19 protein-coding genes are annotated in these 18,955 nt (G+C 30.2%); 8 read left to right on the top strand and 11 right to left on the bottom strand.

Annotation, left to right across the window (positions count from 1 at the left end; genetic code table 11):
• Positions 1 to 233 precede the first annotated feature (233 nt).
• From CAMP5082_RS06950 to dnaE, 3 genes are all read right to left on the bottom strand, one after another.
• Positions 234 to 623 carry a hypothetical protein gene (locus tag CAMP5082_RS06950; protein WP_337206311.1) on the bottom strand — a complete coding sequence of 130 codons (390 nt, stop codon included), beginning with the start codon at positions 621 to 623 and terminating at the stop codon, positions 234 to 236.
• Between the two features lie 656 nt (positions 624 to 1,279).
• Entirely contained in the window at positions 1,280 to 1,540 is a 261-nt protein-coding gene (locus tag CAMP5082_RS06945; RefSeq protein WP_337206310.1) for a hypothetical protein, read from the bottom strand.
• Positions 1,541 to 1,607: 67 nt separating this feature from the next.
• Positions 1,608 to 5,201 carry a DNA polymerase III subunit alpha gene (gene dnaE / locus CAMP5082_RS06940; protein ID WP_337206309.1) on the bottom strand — a complete coding sequence of 1,198 codons (3,594 nt, stop codon included), beginning with the start codon at positions 5,199 to 5,201 and terminating at the stop codon, positions 1,608 to 1,610.
• Between the two features lie 103 nt (positions 5,202 to 5,304).
• Between dnaE and CAMP5082_RS06935 the strand changes: the two genes are divergently transcribed.
• Entirely contained in the window at positions 5,305 to 5,544 is a 240-nt protein-coding gene (locus CAMP5082_RS06935; RefSeq protein ID WP_255349556.1) for a SelT/SelW/SelH family (seleno)protein, read from the top strand.
• A gap of 23 nt (positions 5,545 to 5,567) precedes the next feature.
• Here CAMP5082_RS06935 and CAMP5082_RS06930 read toward each other — a convergent pair whose 3' ends face one another.
• The 6 genes from CAMP5082_RS06930 to CAMP5082_RS06905 are packed head-to-tail and all read right to left on the bottom strand — an operon-like array spanning position 5,568 to position 9,812.
• On the bottom strand, positions 5,568 to 6,134 hold the full coding sequence (locus tag CAMP5082_RS06930; protein ID WP_337206308.1) for a DJ-1 family glyoxalase III: 567 nt from the start codon (positions 6,132 to 6,134) through the stop codon (positions 5,568 to 5,570).
• Between the two features lie 11 nt (positions 6,135 to 6,145).
• Complete coding sequence (locus tag CAMP5082_RS06925; protein ID WP_257928749.1) at positions 6,146 to 7,018, bottom strand: N-carbamoylputrescine amidohydrolase; 873 nt, start codon at positions 7,016 to 7,018, stop codon at positions 6,146 to 6,148.
• The gene (locus tag CAMP5082_RS06920; RefSeq protein WP_337206307.1) at positions 6,987 to 7,901 is read right to left on the bottom strand and encodes a cation diffusion facilitator family transporter; all 915 of its coding nucleotides are present in this window, start codon (positions 7,899 to 7,901) and stop codon (positions 6,987 to 6,989) included. Before CAMP5082_RS06920 ends, CAMP5082_RS06925 begins: the two co-directional genes overlap by 32 nt.
• Positions 7,898 to 8,875 carry an agmatine deiminase family protein gene (locus CAMP5082_RS06915; protein ID WP_337206306.1) on the bottom strand — a complete coding sequence of 326 codons (978 nt, stop codon included), beginning with the start codon at positions 8,873 to 8,875 and terminating at the stop codon, positions 7,898 to 7,900. Before CAMP5082_RS06915 ends, CAMP5082_RS06920 begins: the two co-directional genes overlap by 4 nt.
• Before the next feature lie 56 nt (positions 8,876 to 8,931).
• Complete coding sequence (locus CAMP5082_RS06910) at positions 8,932 to 9,213, bottom strand: hypothetical protein (RefSeq protein ID WP_263702031.1); 282 nt, start codon at positions 9,211 to 9,213, stop codon at positions 8,932 to 8,934.
• Positions 9,213 to 9,812 (bottom strand): MBL fold metallo-hydrolase, encoded by a 600-nt coding sequence (locus CAMP5082_RS06905; RefSeq protein WP_337206305.1) that lies wholly within the window; start codon positions 9,810 to 9,812, stop codon positions 9,213 to 9,215. The genes CAMP5082_RS06910 and CAMP5082_RS06905 overlap by 1 nt, the downstream gene beginning before the upstream one ends.
• 61 nt (positions 9,813 to 9,873) lie before the next feature.
• On the opposite strand from CAMP5082_RS06905, the gene CAMP5082_RS06900 reads away from it, so the two are divergent.
• Genes CAMP5082_RS06900 through CAMP5082_RS06880 form a run of 5 tightly spaced genes read left to right on the top strand, consistent with a single transcriptional unit; the run spans position 9,874 to position 14,406 of the window.
• A complete protein-coding gene (locus CAMP5082_RS06900; RefSeq protein ID WP_337206304.1) occupies positions 9,874 to 10,614 on the top strand; it encodes an NAD+ synthase in 741 nt (246 codons plus the stop codon).
• Complete coding sequence (locus CAMP5082_RS06895) at positions 10,601 to 11,539, top strand: tetraacyldisaccharide 4'-kinase (protein ID WP_337206303.1); 939 nt, start codon at positions 10,601 to 10,603, stop codon at positions 11,537 to 11,539. The genes CAMP5082_RS06900 and CAMP5082_RS06895 overlap by 14 nt, the downstream gene beginning before the upstream one ends.
• Positions 11,514 to 12,923: a threonine synthase gene (thrC, locus tag CAMP5082_RS06890; protein ID WP_337206302.1), complete on the top strand. Its 1,410-nt coding sequence runs from the start codon at positions 11,514 to 11,516 to the stop codon at positions 12,921 to 12,923. Before CAMP5082_RS06895 ends, thrC begins: the two co-directional genes overlap by 26 nt.
• Positions 12,920 to 13,645: a 3-deoxy-manno-octulosonate cytidylyltransferase gene (gene kdsB / locus CAMP5082_RS06885; protein ID WP_337206301.1), complete on the top strand. Its 726-nt coding sequence runs from the start codon at positions 12,920 to 12,922 to the stop codon at positions 13,643 to 13,645. The genes thrC and kdsB overlap by 4 nt, the downstream gene beginning before the upstream one ends.
• On the top strand, positions 13,642 to 14,406 hold the full coding sequence (locus CAMP5082_RS06880) for a transporter substrate-binding domain-containing protein (RefSeq protein WP_337206300.1): 765 nt from the start codon (positions 13,642 to 13,644) through the stop codon (positions 14,404 to 14,406). The genes kdsB and CAMP5082_RS06880 overlap by 4 nt, the downstream gene beginning before the upstream one ends.
• Here the strand turns inward: CAMP5082_RS06880 and CAMP5082_RS06875 are convergent.
• On the bottom strand, positions 14,403 to 15,119 hold the full coding sequence (locus tag CAMP5082_RS06875) for an amino acid ABC transporter permease (protein ID WP_337206312.1): 717 nt from the start codon (positions 15,117 to 15,119) through the stop codon (positions 14,403 to 14,405). The genes CAMP5082_RS06880 and CAMP5082_RS06875 overlap by 4 nt on opposite strands.
• A gap of 248 nt (positions 15,120 to 15,367) precedes the next feature.
• Here CAMP5082_RS06875 and dsbD point away from each other — a divergent pair, with 248 nt between their 5' ends.
• Both dsbD and CAMP5082_RS06865 read left to right on the top strand, forming a co-directional pair.
• Entirely contained in the window at positions 15,368 to 17,059 is a 1,692-nt protein-coding gene (gene dsbD / locus CAMP5082_RS06870) for a protein-disulfide reductase DsbD (protein ID WP_337206299.1), read from the top strand.
• The gene (locus CAMP5082_RS06865) at positions 17,059 to 17,712 is read left to right on the top strand and encodes an MOSC domain-containing protein (RefSeq protein ID WP_214124815.1); all 654 of its coding nucleotides are present in this window, start codon (positions 17,059 to 17,061) and stop codon (positions 17,710 to 17,712) included. Before dsbD ends, CAMP5082_RS06865 begins: the two co-directional genes overlap by 1 nt.
• On the opposite strand, the gene CAMP5082_RS06860 is transcribed toward CAMP5082_RS06865, so the two are convergent.
• Complete coding sequence (locus CAMP5082_RS06860) at positions 17,705 to 18,880, bottom strand: NAD(P)/FAD-dependent oxidoreductase (RefSeq protein ID WP_263736383.1); 1,176 nt, start codon at positions 18,878 to 18,880, stop codon at positions 17,705 to 17,707. The two genes, CAMP5082_RS06865 and CAMP5082_RS06860, sit on opposite strands and share 8 nt — an antisense overlap.
• Between the last annotated feature and the right edge of the window lie 75 nt (positions 18,881 to 18,955).

Below are 18,955 nucleotides of genomic sequence, written 5' to 3'. Positions count from 1 at the left end.
CATCTTCAATATCGCTAGCACCTTCTATGAAAGGAAACGGAGAACATGGATACTTATTATCTGTTAAAACCATCATTGTTAGAATCTATCGCTAAATTATCTCTTAGCTTTTGGAATGGTAATTTCAATAAATGATATATTGTCACAATATATACTAAAAATCCAAAAGAAAGTAGTATATTATAATGCAACATAACACTATTTAAAAAATTTTCAACTACATTTTTTATACTTCAATTAGTATTTACACTTTTTGAATTTGTATTTTGGTTAATACTTGTGTTTTGCTCCCACAGCCTATCAAGCATAACATTAAAAAGCTTAGTGGTATTAGTTTCATTGCTTTTGGATATATAGTTTTTAACATCATCAACCCTTGTTTTGATTTGATTTTTTTGAGTATTTACATGAAAGAGTGCTTTTAGCTCTTGCTCGTGTCTTATTTTAAGCTCCTGAGTAATCCTCGTGAGTTCATTATTTACACCCAAAGCTAAATTTAAATCACTTTGACTTTTTTCTAATTTTGCGTTTGTGCTATCTAGCTTAAGATATAAAAATACATTAAGCATAAGCATTAATGCTAAAGCAATATAAAGCTTTGCATTGTTAAATAAAAATGACATATTATTTGTAGTTTAAAGTAGGTTTTTGTATAATACTTTCAAGGGTTAGCCGTAGGTCTGACCCCCTATGGCTTAATCTAACCCTAGAAAGTAGGTGATTAAATTTGAGCTATATAATCCACATAATCTTTATAATTATACTACTAAGTATGATTATAGTCAAGGCTTATTAACCTTGTCCCCTTTTTTAGGGGGATTATGTGGTAACCTACTCTAAGCTTACTCCTTTCTAAAATTTATTCGTGATTTCTAATTTTATATTTGTGATTTCTAATTTTATATTTGATAAATTTTGCTGATATAGCAAATCATATAATTTTTTACAAGCTTGTCTGCTTTGACCGACACTTTCACCACTCTTAGTTAAACCTAGTAAAATATAATATTCTGTATTCTAATAATTATATATTTATCATCTTTTACTCTCAAACATTGCTTTCTAAACAAACTTTCATTTCCAAACTATAAGTTTTACAGCGTTTATAAACTAGACTTTATTTATTTATAAAGCAATTGTTGTTAATATTTTTAAAAAATTTAGAGAAAAATCATGAAAGATCTTAAAAAATACATTGCAAATTCCAAACTAACACGCCTTGAAGTTTTTGTTTATAGCCTTATAAACCTCATCATTTTCCTCACAATCAACAGCAAGACTACCCAAATAAGGATACAACAAATACCCCCGCCGGAGCTGTATCAAATACCATAGTTAGTTTGGTTTTTGGAAAATTTTCTTTCATAAAAGCTAAAAATTCATCTCTAGCTTTATAATCTGTCTTGTCTTTGTCAAGCAAATCACCATGTTTTGTTTTATTGACATGAAAATAATTGTTTGGAGTGTTAAAACACATCCAAAAAGATTTTTTACCTTTCTGGATAGTATAATCTTGAATAGTCTCAAGTGCTAAAGCCATTTTTTATCCTTTTTATATTGTATTGATATAACTATACTGTATAAAATGGACTTTTAATGTCTATATTTTAACCTTTACATTTTTGAGCTATCACATCCATAGCTTCTTGTGAGAGAACAAAATTTGTATGATAAAGCAAGCAACTACCCATATCAAGTACTTTTAGTACAAGCTTTTTGTTATTAGTATCTTTTGGATTGTGCCTTGTATTAGCTAGATCATAAATTTCATACACCATATCTTTACTAAGCTTGTTAATATCAAGTTCTATGATATTTTCTTCAAATTTCATAGGTTCTTGTGTAAATTCTTCTTTATTTTCTTTTTTTGTAAAGCTTTTTTTCTTACTAAAAGATTTTAGCTCATTTTCCTTTGCTTCTTCTAGGGTGTAAATTTCATTTAAACTAAAGCTTAAGTCATTGTCGTTGTTTTTATATCTTAGTAAAAAGGCAAAGGCTTCATCTTTGCTTTCTTTAAAAAGTGCTTCAACTTTTTCTACTTGAGCTTCAAAAATAATCATATCAAAAGAAGAATAAAAGTCTAAAACCACAGCCTTAGCATATCTTTTACCACTTTTACTCATCATTGATTTAAAATCTTCAATCTTTCCTACAACCAAAAGCTCACCCTCGCCTTTGAGTGTTTCAAAGTCCATACTTTTAAAATACTCTATGCCTTCTATTTGACTTGCAAATTTATCCAAAGGATGGCCTGATACATAAATTCCTAAAATTTCTTTTTCATAGCCTAGTTTTTCCATTAGTTCAAATTCTACTTTGCTATCATGAAGCCCTACTTTGATATCTGCAGCTATTTCTTCTTCTCCAAAAAGTGAAGCAGTGGAGTTTCTTTTAACTTCAGCGATTTTTCTACTTGTTTCTGAAATAAGCTCAAGATTATCCACCAAACATTTTCTAGTATAGCCAAACTCATCAAAAGCACCTGATTTAGCTAAATTTTCTATGGTTTTTTTATTAATCTTAGTAGGATCAATCGAACTTATAAAATCATCAAAATCACTAAAGCCCTCTTCCTTGCGAATAGCCATGATATTTTCTATCGCAGGAATTCCCACACTCTTAATCGCTCCAAGCCCATAAATAATAGCTTCAGAACCATCTTCAAGCTTAGTTGCGCTAAATTCTCTTTGGGCTTTGTTAATACTTGGTGGCAAAAGCTTGATATTCATTCTTTTCATTTCTTCAATGTATTTTGCGACCTTGTCTACATTGCTTTCTTCACTTGTTAAAAGCGCAGCCATAAACTCACTTGGATAATAAGTCTTTAAATACGCTGTTTGAAAGGTTATAAGTGCGTAAGCAGCTGAGTGAGATTTGTTAAAACCATATTCAGCAAATTTCAAAATAAGTTCAAACAAATCATCAGCCTTTTTCTCATCATAACCTTGTTTTTTAGCTCCTTCTAGATACTCTGCTTTAAGATTATCTAAAATTTCTCTTTTTTTCTTACCCATAGCACGGCGCACATTATCAGCCCCACCTAAAGAAAAACCACCGATTTTTTGCACTATTTGCATAACCTGCTCTTGATAAACTATAACTCCATAAGTATTTTCAAGTATAGGTTTTAAATCTTCAAATGCATAAGTAGCAGCCTTTCTACCATGTTTGATATCGATAAAATCATCCACCATCCCACTATCAAGTGGCCCTGGTCTATATAAAGCTAAAACCGCGATTAAATCTTCAAATCTTTCAGGCTTTAACCTAGCATTCAAACTTTGCATACCGCCTGATTCTATTTGGAAAATGCCCAAGGTATTTCCACTTTGTATGGTTTTATAAACCTTAGGATCATTCATATCAATCTTTTCCCAAATTACATCTTTACCATAGCGCTTTTTTACTAGCTTAATCGCATTATCAATTACCGTAAGAGTTTTTAAACCCAAAAAGTCAAATTTGATTAAATCTACATCTTCAAGATATTCTTTAGAATACTGCGTAACCAAATGACGCTCATCATTTTTGCTTTGTCTAAAAAGAGGAGCTTTATTCCACAAAGCTTCATTAGATATCACAACCCCTGCTGCGTGCATACCTGCATTTCTATTTAAACCCTCCAGTGCCTTAGCAAAATCCCAAACTTGACGTCCTTTTGGATGAGAATTTACAAATTCAGCTATTTTTGGCTCTTGCTCATAAGCTTTTTCTAAAGTGATTTTTAGCTCTTCAGGAACTAATTTTGCCAAAGCATCTGCATCAGGTATGCTCATATCACAAACCCTAGCCACATCACGGATTACACCTTTTGCTAAAAGCTTACCAAAGGTAATGACTTGTGCAACCTTTTCAGCTCCGTATTTATCAATAACATAATCAATTACTTCCCCTCTTCTATCTTGGCAAAAATCCACGTCAATATCGGGCATTGATACACGCTCAGGATTTAAAAATCTCTCAAAAAGAAGATTATAAGGTATAGGATCTAAATCTGTAATCTTCAAACAATATGAAACCAAACTCCCTGCTGCACTCCCACGCCCTGGGCCAACTGGTATATCTTTTTCCTTAGCTGCAGCGATAAAATCATGAACGATAAGCATATAACCTGAAAATTTCATATTTTTAATAATACTAATTTCTAAATCAAGCCTATCTTTATACTCTTGATGTTTACTCTCATCGATAAATTGAAGTCTTTCCTCTAAGCCCTTTTTACAAAGATATTCAAAAACTATATCATCATTATCAAAGCTAAATTCTTGATCTTCTTGACTTAAACTTAAGCCATATTTTTTCGCATATTCACGGGTAAATTTAAAATTTGGTGGTGTTGGATCGCCTAGTTTTAATTCTAGATTGCATTTATTAGCTATTTCTTGAGTATTTTCAATGGCTTCAGGAATATCAGCAAAAAGCTCGCTCATTTGCTCTGGTGTTTTTACATAAAACTCATGTACTTCATGTCTTAAACGCCCTGGATCATCAAGCTTAACCCCCATAGCTATACACATAAATACTTCATGTGCGGCTGCTCTTTCTTTAAAAGTATAATGCGTATCATTGGTTGCGATGATTTTTATATCAAGCTCTTTAGCAAGTTTGATGATAGAATCATCGATAAATTTTTGATCATCAATGCCATGACGCATAATCTCAAGGTAAAAATCATCTCCAAAAACCTTTTTATACCAAAGCGCAGCTTCTTTTGCGCCTTCATAACCTTTTGCGCCAAATTTTAAATTTCTTTCATTTTTGGTATTTAAATGCCAATTAACCTCACCTTGCAAACACGCAGACGAGCAAATCAAACCCTCACTATGTGCTTCTAAAAGCTTTTTGTTAATCCTTGGGTAATAATACAAACCATGTATATAGCTTTGCGAGCTTAAATACATCAAATTTTTATAGCCAATTTCATTTTTAGCAAACAAACAAATATGAAAGCGTTGTCTTGAGCTTTTATCACTTAAATCATCATGATTATGTAAATATGCTTCAAGCCCTATGATAGGTTTAATCCCCTCAGCCCTCATTGTTTTATAAAAATCAATAGCACCAAACATATTTCCATGATCAGTCATAGCAACACTTGTTGCACCTTGAGCTTTTAGCGTTTTAGCAAGCTCTTTGAGTTTATTTGCTCCATCAAGTAAAGAATATTCTGTGTGTAAATGTAAATGTGTAAATTGGCTCATATTTTCCCTTGTATTTTTTTATTATTATAAAAAAAAACCTTAAATTTAAAACTTACAAGCATAAAAAATGTATAATAACTTACTTTCAAAAAAGGAGTAAAAAATGGAAGTAAAAATTTATTATTGTAATCTTTGAAATTACAAACCACAAGCTGCAAGGGTTGCAGAAGAAATACAAAATGAATTCAAAGATGTGCAAATTTCTACCATAGAAAAAGGTGGTGGTCATTTTATAGTAGAAGTAGATGGCAAAATCATTTACTCTAAAAAAGACTTGTTTAACTGCGAAGTAGATAGATTTCCTCATGAGGGTGAAATCACCAAGCTTATGAAACAAATGTAAGCTAAACCCTCATTAGCGAGGGTTTATTTTGTTAAAGGAACAAGCATACCTTCATAAAGTTTTTGATAAATTTCTTCTGAGCATAAATGCTTAGCAAGCTCTAAACCAAACAAAATAGCCGTAGCAGGTCCAGCTGCTGTGATGACATTTTCATTTACTACAACCGCTTTATTTACTCTAGCTCCTTCAATACCTACTTCACAACCAGGATAGCAAGAAAACTCCCCATTTATCACCCCTGCTTTTGCCAATACCATAGGTGAAGCACAAATAGCTGCTACGATTTTTTTCTTAGCATGTAAATCTTGTATGATTTTTATGATAAGAGAATTGTTTTTTAAATTCATCATACCTTCAAAGCCACCTGCTAAAGCAATTGCATCTAAATTTTCTTGATCAACACTAGATAAACTCGCATCAGCCCTTATGCAAATTCCATTAGCACCTTGTACCAAAAGCTCATCATCAAGCGAAGCAATAATTACTTCTAAATTCCCACTAGCCTCCCCTGCTCTTTTTAAAACATCAGCTATACCTATAAATTCAGCTTCTTCAAAACCTTTTGCCAAAGGCACTAAAACTTTTTTCATTTTTCCTCCTTTTAGTCAATAAATCTTTTATTTAATTCATGAAAATACTCTATGCGTCTATCGCGTAAAAACGGCCACCATCTACGCACATTTTCACATCTTTGCATATCAATTTCAATGATTTTACAAAGCTCTTGTTTATCATCAGCTCTAAAAAGCTCTTCACCTTGAGCCCCAAAGACAAAAGAATTCCCCCAAAATCTTATGCCATCTTCGACACCGCTTTCATCTTTTTCAAAACCCACTCTATTAATAGCTACTACAGGCAAGCCATTAGCTATAGCATGACCTCTTTGCACACCTATCCAAGCTTCAAGTTGTCTTTGTTTTTCTTCTTTTTCATCCTTATCAAACCAACCTATAGCAGTAGGATAAATCAAAATTTGAGCTCCTTTTAAAGCCATTAACCTAGCAGCTTCAGGATACCATTGATCCCAGCATATTAAAACTCCAAGCTTTCCAACGCTTGTTTGTATAGGTTCAAAACCCAAATCACCTGGAGTAAAATAAAATTTTTCATAAAAACAAGGATCATCAGGTATGTGCATTTTACGGTATTTACCTGCTATGGAACCATCTTTTTCAAATACCACGCTAGTATTATGATAAAGTCCTGCACTTCTTTTTTCAAATAAAGAAGTTACCAAAACAACTTTATTTTCCCTAGCTACATTAGACCAAAACTTAACATCTTCTTCATAGTCATTTGCCAAATCAAAAAAGTTTGTATTTTCACTTTGACAAAAATACTGCGTTTGATGAAGTTCTTGCAAGCATACAAGCTCAGCTTTTTCTTTCGCTGCTTGTTTGATAAGTTCACATGTTTTTTCTATAGTTTTTTCTTTATTTTGTTTAAATTCTTGCTGTATGAGTGCTAATTTCATTTTTACTCCTTTCTTCTTCTGAATCATCATAAGGGTCTAAGTGTATATGGATATTCCAAAAATCATCTTTAAAATATTCTCTTATGCTATCTTCAATCTCATCGCCAATTTTATGAGCTTTTAAAAGTGATATTGTAGGTTCAAAAACTAAATGCACACTAACATAAAGTATATCAGGGCTTTTTCTAGTTTTTAAATGATGAAAGCTTTTGACTTCTTTATTTGCACTTATAATTTGCTTAATCACTTCAACTTGCTCTTTATCAATCGCCACATCTAATAAAATTTTAGAACTTTCTTTTATAATTTTAAAAGCTGAAAAAATCGTATATAAACTTATAGCTATACCAAACAAACCATCAATAAAATGATAATTTGTAAAAGCTATAATCACAAGTGCTAAAAACGTTAGAGCATTAGTTAAAAAGTCTATTTTATAATGCAGGCTATCAGCTTTTATAATCAAGCTTTTTGTTTTTTTGGCAACATAATTTAAAAAAACTACCAAACACAAAGTCACAGCCATAGCAAAAGCCATGACATAAATTCCAAGATCAAGTTTTTCTACACTTTCTTGATTGTGAATTTTTAAAACACTCTCATAAAAAATATAAACCCCAATCCCACTAATAACAAGACCTTCAAAAAGCCCCATTAAGGCTTCAATTTTACTAAGGCCAAAATTATATTCTTTACTAGATCCTTGAGAGCTTTTTTTCAAAGCTAAAAAATTTAAACCCGAAATCACACAATCAAGTAAAGAATCAATCGCACTAGAAAGCACCGCAACAGAACCCGAAGCTAAACCTACTATAAATTTAACAATAGCTAAAAAAACAGCACATACACTTGCGATGATGGTTGCGCTTTTTTGCAAATTCATCTTTGACCTTCATAGCGGTTTTGACAAGAACAATGCAAAGAACCATTTTGTCTTAAAAACACTCTTGCATCAACCCCTACTACTTTTCTATCTTTACATGCTTTTTGTAAATTTTCTAATACCAAAGCATCATTTTCATCATTATAAGTTGGCACTATCAAGCCACCATTAACAAAAACAAAATTTGCATAAGTAGCACCAAGTCTTTTACCTTCAAAATACAAAGGCTTAGGTAAAGGAAGCTCTAATAAATCAAACCCTGTTTTTTCAAGCTCCTCTTCCATAGCTTTTAAGGGCTTATAATGCTCATCATTTTCATCTTTACACACACAATAAGCAATGGTTTTTTCATTGATAAATCTTGCTAGAGTATCTATATGATGATCAGTATCATCGCCTTTTATATAACCATGATTTAACCATATAATTTGTTTTAAGCCAAAAATTTCTTTTAATTTAGCTTCAATTTGCTCTTTATTTAAATGTGAATTTCTATTTTCATTTAATAAACAAGCACTCGTTGTAAGCATTACTCCTTGCCCATTAAAATCAATACTCCCACCTTCTAAAATAAAATCAATTTTTTCTAATTTTCCTGATAATTTTTGCGCAAAAAGTTTTGAATTTACTGCATTATCTAAAGTGCTTTGAAATTTATCACCCCAAGCATTAAAAGTAAAATCAAGCCCTATGAGTTTATCATCTTCAAGCACATCAATTGCACCAAAATCTCTAATCCAAGTATCATTAGTATCACACTTAAAAAAATCAACGTTTTTTATATGCTTAAATCTTTGAAAGTCTTTTTCACTTGGTGCTATAAGTAAAACTTTTTGAAAATTTGCCACAGCTTTAACAAATTCTTCATAGCTTTGTAAAATCTCTTCTAAATAAGGCTTCCAATCGCTATTTTCATGAGGCAAGGAAAGTAAAAGTAGCTCTTGTTTTTGCCATTCTGCTATGCTTTTTCTCATTTTGATACCCTTTTTGATAATTAAAAAAGTATTTTAACATTTTTAATGATAGTTTTTTACTCTTTTTTTAAAACCCAAGCAAAATACCATATCGCAAAAGATAAAAGCAAAATCATGAAAAGCTTTTTATCATACACTCCAAAACCAATATAAAGCACAGAATACATAAAACCAAAACTTCCTGCATAAATGCAAATTCTACTCATTAAACCATTTTCCACCGCTCTAAAACATGGGCATTTGTGAAAAAATTTCTTTTTTGTTTCTTTAGGTTTAAAAAAACTCAAAACCGCACTTAAAATCAGCAAAAAACTTAAAAAATATAAAACCTTATCCATTAGTGAAAATACCTTAACCAAGCAGGAATTGCTTTTTGTTCTTCTTTTAAAGTGCTTTCTTCTCCATGCCCTGGAAGTAATCTAAAATCTTTTTCATAAGCTAAAACTTTCAATAAACTCTCTTTCATCTTAGCTGCATCTGAGTAAGGAAAGTCCCATCTACCAATACTACGGTAAAATAAAAAATCTCCACTAAAAAGCACATCTTCACCCACAAGTTCTATCATGCAACACCCTGGAGTATGCCCTGGGAAATGATGAAATTTAAACTTAAACTCATCTATACTAAATTCATTTTCATTTTCTATCAACACATCAGCATTTGAATGCTCAAAACCATAATTAAAAGGATCTTTTAGCATAAAAGCATCATCTTTATGGATAAAAAGTGGAATTTCATAAACCTTTTTAACTTTAGCATTATCATAAACGTGATCATAATGACCATGAGTATTTAAAATAGCTAAAGGTTTGCTTGCGTTTTCTTTGATATACTCATAAGCATTTTCACCTGGATCGATGATGATTTGCTTGTTATTATGATCTATAATATAACAATTTGTTTCATACATTCCGCATGGTTGTTTTAAAATACGCATATAAACTTCCTTTTAACTAAATCAAATATAATTTTAAAAAATTAATATTTAAAGATTTTTTATGAATTATACAAAATTACAAGAATTATTGATCAATTTTATAAAAGAACAAGCAGGGGATAAAAATCTCATCTTAGGTTTAAGTGGTGGGATAGATTCAGCTTTAGTAGCTCATCTTTGTAAAAAAGCAGTGGGTGAAAAACTTTTTGTGCTTTTAATGCCTACAAAACATTCTAAAAAAGAAAATTTAGATGATGCATTAATGCTTTGTAAAGATTTGCAAATTCATCATAAGATTATTTATATTGATGAAGTACTTTGTGCTTATGAAAAAATTTGTCAAGACTTAAACCCTTTACGCTTTGGAAATTTAGCTGCAAGAGTGCGTATGAGTTTGCTTTATGATTATTCGGCTTTACACAATGCATTGGTAGTAGGCACTTCTAATAAAAGCGAACTTATGCTTGGCTATGGAACTATTTATGGGGATTTAGCTTGTGCTTTTAACCCTTTGGCTACGCTTTATAAAAGTGAAGTTTTTGAGTTTGCTAAATTTATGGGTGTGCATGAAAATTTCATACAAAAAGCCCCTAGTGCTGATCTTTGGCCAAATCAAAGCGATGAAGAAGATCTTGGCTATAAATATGAAGTTTTAGATGAAGTTTTAAAAGCTTTAGAAAATAATCAAAGTTTGGAAAATTTTGATGATAAATTAAAAAATTTAGTCTTAGAGCGTGTGCAAAATAATGCCTTTAAAAGAAAACTTCCAACAACATTAAAGAATACATATGACTTGGCTTGATCGCTATTTTTTTAAACCTAATTTTTTACAAAAAACTCTAGCCTTTTTGCTTTTGCCTTTTAGCTTTTTATATATGATCATAGCGATTTTAAATACTAAATTTAAAAAAGAACTTGATTTTAATTTACCCATTATAAGCATAGGCAATCTAACCCTAGGAGGCAATGGAAAAACTCCCATTTGTAAAGCCATAGCGACTGAGTTTGAAAATTGTTTTATCATCTTAAGAGGTTATAAAAGACAAAGTAAAGGCTTAATCATCGTTAAGCATAAAGATGAAATTTTATGCGATATTAAAGAAAGTGGCGATGAAGCTATGGAATATGCACTTACAAAGCACATTAATGGAGTGATAGTAAGCGAAGATAGGGTTAAAGGCATACAAAAAGCTATCGAGCTTGGAGCAAAAATCATACTTTTAGACGATGCTTTTTCTAAATTTCACATTAAAAAACTTAATATTTTACTGCAAAGTAAAGATGAGCCATTTTTTGGTTTTACCCTACCTAGTGGGGCTTATCGTTTGCCAAAATCTTTTGCTAAAAGGGCTGATTTTATAGCTAAAGAAAACGAAGATTTTGTGCGTTATTCTCATGTGAAAGAAAATCAAAAAGCCGTTTTAATAAGCTCTATTGCAAAGCCTTTTAGATTATATGAGCATTTTATCAAAGCTAGGGCTTGTTATTTTTTTGCCGATCATTATACTTTCAAAAAAGAAGAATTAGAAAAACTTTTAAAAAAACACAATTGTGATACCTTAATGCTAACCTTTAAAGACTATGTGAAAGTAAAAGATTTTGGCTTTAAAACTGAACTTATTCATCTTGATATTGTTTTAAAAGATAGCTTTAAGCAAGTTTTGCAAGATTATATTGATAAATTTAACAAAAAGGAAGAAAATGTTACTACACTCAACCCAAGATAAAAATCACCAAGTAAGCTTTTCAAAAGCCTTACTTAGCCCTAGTGCACCTAATAATGCTTTATATGCACCACTTAATCTACCAAAGCTTGACAATGAAGCTTTGAAAAATTTAAACTACAAAGAATTAGCCTTAAAAATCATCGCAGCTTTTGATTTTGATTTAGATCTTGAAGTTTTTGAAAAAGCTTTGAAAACTTATGAGAGTTTTGATGATAAAACCTGCCCTATTAATTTGAAAAAAATCAATGATAAGCTTTATATTAATGAATTATTCCATGGGCCAACAAGAGCTTTTAAAGATATAGCTTTGCAACCTTTTGGCGTGCTTTTAGAACACTTAAAAAAAGATGATGATTTTTTAATCATGTGCGCTACAAGTGGTGATACAGGGCCTGCTACGCTAAAAAGCTTTGAAAATAAAAAAGGCATAAAAGTAGTTTGTATTTACCCAAATGAAGGTACAAGTAAAACTCAAGCTTTACAAATGACACATTCAAATGCAAGCAATTTAAAATCCATAGCCATTGAAGGTAATTTTGATGATGCGCAAAATGCTCTAAAAGCGCTTTTAAATGATGAGGATTTTAAAAATACTTTAAAAGAAGAAAAGTTAAGTCTAAGTGCTGCAAATTCAGTTAATTTTGGAAGAATACTTTTTCAAATCATCTATCATTACTATGCTAGTTTAAAAATCGATAGAACAATAGATATCATCATTCCAAGTGGAAATTTTGGCGATGCCTTGGGAGCTTATTATGCTAAAAAAATGGGAGCAAATATAGGCAAAATTAAAATTGCTTCCAATTCAAACAATATTTTAAGTGAGTTTTTTAATACAGGCAAATATGATTTAAGAAATAAAAGCTTACAAAAGACTATTTCTCCTGCTATGGATATACTCATATCATCAAATATAGAAAGATTGCTTTTTGATAAATTTAAAGATGAACGCACTAAAGAGTTAATGCAGGCTTTAAAGAATGAAAAATATTATGAGCTTAGTCAAAAAGAGCTAGAGCTTTTACAAGAAGACTTTGAAGCTGATTTTTGCAATGATAATGAGTGTATGCAATATATCAAACAATATAGCCACTTAGGACTTTTAGACCCTCACACTTGCACTTGCTTTAAAATGCTTGATTCTAACACCACTACGCTTATCACTTCCACAGCACAATGGAGTAAATTTACCCCAAGTATGTATCAAGCAATTTATAATAAAGAATGCCAAGAAGAACAAGCTTGCATGCAAGAACTTGCAAAAGAATTTAAACAAGAAATTCATCCAAATATCGCAAGCTTATTTACAAGCACACAAAAGCAAAATCAAGTTTGCAAACTCAAAAATCTAAAACAAACTATTATAGAATGGATAAAACAATGATAATCATACCAGCAAGATTAAAATCAAGTCGTTTTGAAAATAAAATTTTATGCGAGATTGATAATTTACCTATGTTTATTTATACAGCTAAAAAAATGCAAGAAGTTGATGAAGTGTGCGTGGCACTTGATGATGCAGAGGTTTTAAAAATAGCACAAAAACACAATATAAAAGCAGTTTTAACAAGTAAAAATCACGAAAGTGGCACTGATAGGATCAACGAAGCTTGTCAAATTTTAAAACTAAATAACAACGAGCTAATCATCAATGTCCAAGCTGATGAGCCTTTTATAGAAACACAAAATATTAAAGATTTTAAAGAATTTAGCCAAAAAGCTTTTGAAGATGAGCTTTGTTTTATGAGTAGTTGTTATAAAGAAGTAGATGCAAAAGCTTGTGATGATCCTAATTTGGTTAAAGTAGTTACTGATAGTAATGATTATGCTTTATATTTTTCAAGATCTAAAATTCCTTATGAAAGGGCAAATTATAAACAAAATTTCAAAGCCCACCTTGGAATTTATGCATACAGGGTTAAAAATTTACAAGAATTTTGTACTTTGAAAAATTCAGCTTTGGAAGAATGTGAAAAATTAGAGCAATTAAGAGCCCTAGAAAATGGCAAAAAAATCAAAATGTTAAAAATACAAAGTCAAAGCATAGGTATAGATACAAAAGAAGATTATGAGAAAGCTTTGGTTAAATTTGGAGTTAAAAAATGAAAAAAATACTTTTTTTACTAAGCTTGTTTTTTACACTCAATGCAAAAGAATTAATCGTAGGCATGGAGTTAGCCTACCCTCCTTTTGAAATGAGTGATACCAAAGGTAATCCAAGTGGTATTAGTGTAGAGTTTTTACAAGCCTTTGCCAAAGAAAAAAACTATGATTTAAAAATCCAAAACATAGCTTGGGATGGACTCATACCTGCTTTAAGAACCCAAAAAATAGATCTAATCATGTCTTCTATGAGTATAAGTGAGCAAAGAAAAAAAGTAATAGATTTTACCTTGCCTTATGCTAAGGCAAATTTAGCGATATTAAGCACTAAAAAATCAAATATTAATTCCATAGAAGATTTAAATCAAAAAGGAAAAATCCTTGCCTTAAAAAGAGGTTCAAGTGCGCATTTATATGCTCAAAAAAATCTTAAAAATGCAAAAATCTTAGTATTTGATAAAGAAAATGCAGCTATTTTAGAAGTCATTCAAGTAAAAGCTGATGCTTTTATTTATGATCAAATGAGCATTTATAAAGCATGGAAAAAACATCCTGAGCAAACAAAAGCTATTTTTACCCCTTTTGAAAAAACATCTGAGCAATGGGCCATAGCTTTAAATAAAAATAATACCAAATTAAAAGAAGAACTCAATGAGTTTATTTTAAAATCTAAAAAAAATGGTCTTTTTGATAAGCTAAGTCAAAAATACCTCAAAGATATGCAAGAAATTTTCAAAGAACAAAAGCTTGAGTTTTTCTTTTAAGAAAAACTCTTTTCAAGCTTTCTTGAAAACATAGAAATAGGTAAAGTTAAAACCAAATAACAAAGTGCTAAAGGAATGTAAATTTCTAAAGTTGAAAAAGTAAAAGCATTGATTTCCTGAGCATTTTGAGTTAATTCTGAAATGGCTATAACGCTTAAAAGAGAGCTATCTTTAATTAAATTACTAAGCTGTCCGCTTAGTGGTGCTAAGATATTTTTTAAAGCTTGAGGAAAAATCACGCTTTTATAAATTTCAAACTCACTCAAACCCAAAGCTTTGGCGCTTTCATATTGCATTTTATCAACACTTAAAATCCCTGCTCTAAATATCTCACAAATATAAGCACTAGCAAATAAAGCTAAAATCAAAACTCCACAAACATAACGATTATCAAGCCCTAAATTATCCGCAAAAATATAATAAATCAATAAAATTTGCACTAGCAAAGGTGTGCCTCTAATAAGCTCTATAAAAACTCTTGCAAACATATTAAAAAGCACTATTTTACAAAGACTCATATAGCATAAAATCAAAGCAAAAATCACACCTACAATTAAAGACAAAACACTAATAAAAAAACTCGTAAAAAAACCCTGTACCATTTTGTCTTTATATTCATAAATTGCCCCAAAATCAAAATTATAACTAGCGCTTAAAAAAGATAAATAAAAAAATAAAAACAATAAAAAAACCAACAAAAAAGCATTAACCATATATGCTTTTAAAGTAATTTTTTTATGCTCGTTAAATTTATTGTGTACTAAAAAAATACTATTCAAAAATTTCCTTTATTATGATTTCAAATATAGCAAATAGCAGCTAAATTTCACTAAATATTAAGATTGTTAAAATTTGGAATTTTAGTTTATAACAAACTCCTTAATTTAGGATAATTATTAACTTAAATTTACCACAAATAAGTAAAATAAAACAAATTTAACTTCTAGTTTCAAGGAGAAAAATGCGTTTTTTAGCGGTATTTTTTATTTTTTTAAATTTAGCTTTTGCTAATAATGGAGTATTATCACTCAATGAAGCTTTTAAACTCAATACCCACAGCAACAATCAAGGAATTTTTTTAAAAATCAATCTTGCAGATAGAATTTATCTTTACAAAGATCAAATCAAAGTAGAATTAGATTCAAATGACATTACTTCTTTATTAAATTTCCCACAAACTCAAACTAGAGAAAACAAAGAAGTAATCTTTAGCCAACTTGAACTTTTTATACCTCAATTATTATTAGATGATTTTATTAAAAATAACAAAGCAAAACTTTCCTTAGCTTATCAGGGTTGTTCAGAAGAAGGTTTATGCTATCGTCCTGTATATGTAAATTATGAACTTAACAAACAAAATGGATTTTATGCTATAAAATCCACTAAAGATCAATTTAAAAAGCAAAATGAAGATGAGCAAATTGCTAATGATTTAAGCACACAAAATATATTTATCACGCTTTTAACTTTTTTTGGTTATGGCTTGTTATTAGCACTTACTCCTTGTATTTTACCAATGATACCTATTCTTTCATCATTAATCGCAATGAAACTCAAAGATAAACCATCTAAAAAACATAGCTTTTATTTATCTTTTATCTATGTCTTTTTTATGTCTTTAGCTTATGCTATAGCAGGTGCTTTAGTGGGCCTTGCAGGAGCTAATGTGCAAGGTTTATTACAACAACCTTGGATTATCATTACTTTTTCGGGTATTTTTGTATTGCTCTCACTTTCTATGTTTGGCCTTTATGAATTACAATTACCGCTTAAATTTCAAAATTTTATCAATAAAAAAATAGAAGGTAAAAACGGGGTTTTTGGTATAGCTATCATGGGCTTTTTATCAGCTCTTATTGTAGGACCTTGCGTGGCTGCACCTTTAGCAGGGGCTTTGCTTTATATTACTAATAGTGGCGATGTATTTTTAGGAGGACTTTCTTTATTTGTGATGAGTTTTGGTATGGGTATGCCTTTACTTTTAATAGGACTTGGAGGAAGTTTTTTAAAAAGCGGGGCTTGGATGCTTAAGATAAAGATTTTCTTTGGCTTTATCATGCTCATCATGGCAGTTTGGATGCTAGAAAGAATACTTAGTGCAAATATCATTTTAATGCTTTATGGGATTATAGGGGTATTTTTTGCTAGCTTTATGGGGCTATTTGATGAAGCAAAAACTAATTTTGATAAATTTAAAAAAGCAAATATGATTTTAATTTTAGCTTATAGTTTAAGTCTAATTTTAGGCGGCTCAATGGGTTCAAAAAGCTTGCTAAAACCTCTTGAGTTTAACCTTGCTTCAAAAGAAAATAGCTCTAGTTTAAGTTTTAAAACCATTAAAAACTTAAAAGAACTTAAGCAAGAATTACAAAATTCTACCAAACCAGTCATGCTTGAATTTACAGCTACTTGGTGTGAAAACTGCAAACTTTTAGAAGAATATACTTTTACAGATACGAAAGTACAAAATTTGCTTGCTAATTACACACTTTTAAAAGCAGATGTAACACATAATAACCAAGAAGATTTAGCTCTTATGAAAGAATTTGGAGTTTTTGGACCTCCTGTGATGATATTTTTTAACAAAGGCGAGGAAAAAGGACGTATTATAGGCTATGTAGATGCAAATGATTTTTTAAGTAAAGTTCCTTGATGAGTTCTATTAAATCTTTGCAAATTGGCAAAATCAAAAACTATAATAAATTTCACTCAGCATTTATCAAGGATATTTATTTAAATTCTTTGCAAATTTATACAGATTATATTCTTGATAATGAAATAGCTGATAAAATTCATCATGGAAATTTAGAAAAAGTTGTTTTTGCAAATAGTGTGCAAAACTATACTTTATGGAATAATTATTTAAATAAATACTTAAATTTTGGAGAAATGGGAGAGAATTTAAGTATTGATGGTTTAAACGAATATAATGTTTGTTGTGGAGATATACATGAGATAGGTACTTGTATTTTGCAAGTAAGTCAACCGCGCAAGCCTTGTTTTAAAATTTCTAGCATACACAATCACTTAAATTTCACTCAAGAAATTTTCAAAAGTGGAAGAACTGGATGGTATTATAGAGTCTTAAAAGAAGGCGTAATGAACAAAAATGACAAAATCAAAATCTTACAAAAAGATGAAACTAATTTAAGCATTATGGAGTTAAATCAATTATTTTTTAATCCTTTTAAAAATTCAAATTCTTTAGAAAAATTAGAAAAAATTTCCACCCTAGCAAAAGGATGGAAAGAGAGTATTCAGGCTAGATTAAATCATACTTATGATGATTCTTATATGTTTATTTAAAAAATCCTTTTATCCCTATAAGCTGATATTGCCATAGTTTTTCAATAAAAATTTTAAGTTTTATTGCCAAAAGACCACTAATTGGCTTATGCAAAACTGTGCCAACTGCATAATCATTTCCGATTGAACAAACGGTATTTCCACTTATAAAAGAAAATTCTTGCTTAAATTCTTTCTCACCAATCATAGCCATTAAAGCTTTGGCTACATAAGCTCCTTCTCTTAATGCAAGCTGGGCTGTTGGAGGATAAGGAGTGTTGGTTTTAGGATTTTTAAATAAACTATTATCACCTATAAAAAAGTATTTTGATGGATTTTCAACATTTAAAGGATGCATGAAAGCATCTACTTCTATACGCGATCTTGCACTTGGAAAATCAGAGCTATTTTCTATAACGCTATTACCCCTAACCCCTGCAGTCCAAATGATAGTATTAGCTTTAACAAATTCTCCCCCATCAAGTCTTATACCATTTTTTTCACATTCTATGATTTTAGATTTTTCATATACTTTTACACCAAGCGCTTCTAGTCTTTGCTTTGCTTTTAAAGCCAAACTTTTATCAAACATAGGTAAAATTTGATCCATAGCTTCGATAATAGAAAGCTCTAATTTCTCATAAGCAATTTGCTCTTTTTGGCAAAAGAATTTAAGCTCTTTAGCTAAAGAAGCTATAAATTCAACCCCGCTTAAGCCCCCACCACAAACTGTGATTTTTAAATCATCTTCATTTTGAGTGGTTTTATAATTTTTTATTTTCTCATATATTATTTCATTAATTTTTAAAGCATTTTCATAATTATCTATACTCAAAGCATATTCTTGCATACCTTTAATACCAAAAGTTTCTTTAGCAAAACCAAGTCCACATACTAAAATATCAAAGTCAAATTCATTATTTTTAGTAAAAACTTTGTCTTTAGAAATTTTTAAAACTTCATCTTGGATAAAGTTGATTTTTGGATTTAATAAAGGCAAAAGATCATATTTTGAACTATAAATATCTTCATTGGAAGCTACTTTGTGTAGTAAAATAGTATGATAATGATAAGAATTGTTATTAATCAAACTCACTTGTGCTTTTTCAAAAAACTCATCAGGTAAGGCTTTTATAGCCGATAAAGTAGCATATCCTGCACCTAAAAATAAAATTTTCTTTTTTTGCATGGATTTTCCTTTAATTTGATAAAAAAATAAATAAAAATTTGGCATAATGGTATTATTTTTTATCTTAAAATATTT

Source organism: Campylobacter sp. LMG 17559, assembly GCF_024723605.1.
Classification (GTDB): Bacteria; Campylobacterota; Campylobacteria; order Campylobacterales; family Campylobacteraceae; genus Campylobacter_D.
This window is presented reverse-complemented; position numbering and strand designations above follow the sequence as displayed.